The sequence below is a fragment of the Mesorhizobium sp. M5C.F.Ca.IN.020.32.2.1 genome (genome assembly GCF_004023105.1).
Lineage (GTDB): Bacteria > Pseudomonadota > Alphaproteobacteria > Rhizobiales > Rhizobiaceae > Mesorhizobium > Mesorhizobium wenxiniae.
On record NZ_RZSX01001321.1, the window covers coordinates 1 to 1,129 of the forward strand.

1 protein-coding gene is annotated in these 1,129 nt (G+C 54.4%); it reads left to right on the plus strand.

Going from position 1 to position 1,129, the window contains the following annotated elements; genetic code table 11:
• Positions 1 to 893 (plus strand): EAL domain-containing protein (locus tag EOA86_RS35645; protein ID WP_164892369.1); only part of this gene is annotated, 893 nt, incomplete at its 5' end.
• Positions 894 to 1,129 lie beyond the last annotated feature (236 nt).

Consider the following 1,129-nt stretch of genomic DNA (forward strand, 5'->3'; position numbering starts at 1 on the left):
CTCTTTGTGTGGCCAAAGCGGAAGGACGCTCTGGCTTCGTGACGTTTTCGCCTGCAATCCTCAATCAGTTCGACATGCAGCTTGGCGAAGAAGCTGGCATCAAGCGGGCGCTTAACTGCGACGAGTTCTTCCTGGTTTGGCAACCGCAATTCGAGCTGGCAACCGGCCGCATGATTGGCGCCGAGGCGCTGGTGCGTTGGCGCGACCCCGCTTCGGGCGCGATTCGTCTGCCGATGTCATTCATTCCAATTGCCGAACGAGGCGACCTGATACTAGAAGTCGACAAGGTTGTGCTGAGCAAGGCTTGCCTGCAGGCAGCTCGATGGATGCCTGTTTCTGCCGATGATTTCGTTTGCTCGGTCAATCTTTCGGGCAAAAGCCTTCAGAACGATGCCTACTTCGCCCATCTTCTTCTGGTGCTGCGACAAACGGGCCTGCCGCCCTCGCGCCTGCAACTGGAAATAACGGAAGGGGTATTTATCCAGAACAGCCGAAACGCCTTGAACATGCTGACGGAAATTCGAAATATCGGGGTCGGCTTGGCACTCGACGATTTTGGATCCGGCTATTCAAGTTTCGGCTACCTTGCCGATTTCAACCTGGATCGGTTGAAGATCGACCGATCGTTCTTGAGCGGTCTGGAAGCGTCGAAGAAAAAACAGAACATTGTTCGAGGCATTATAGCACTGGCCAATTCGCTCGGTTTGACCGTTCTGGCAGAGGGCGTGGAAAACGAAGCGCAGCTTGATTTCCTGATTGCCGAGCGTTGTCACAGCGCTCAAGGGTTTTTCATGTCACAGCCCATCGAAGAAAATCTGCTGACAAACCACCTAGCCGCAAGGCAAGGCAGGATAAAAGATACGGACAAGTTCAGGCTGGGCCTTTCTGCCTAGTACTACAGTTCCAGATGGGAGCATTTGCACCCAAGTGGCCTCACTTGGCGTCGCATAAATGCGGCTAACACAAAGAGATAGCGCGGGATGCCTCGTTCAATTTGAACGCATCCCGCTCTAGCCGGTGCCCGGCCATATCCGACGGCATTTTGCCGATCTGCATTGGCAGTCGGAGGCAGCCGACGGCAGACTTGTGGGCTCGAAGGATATGACATACTCGATGCCGTGGCTATATT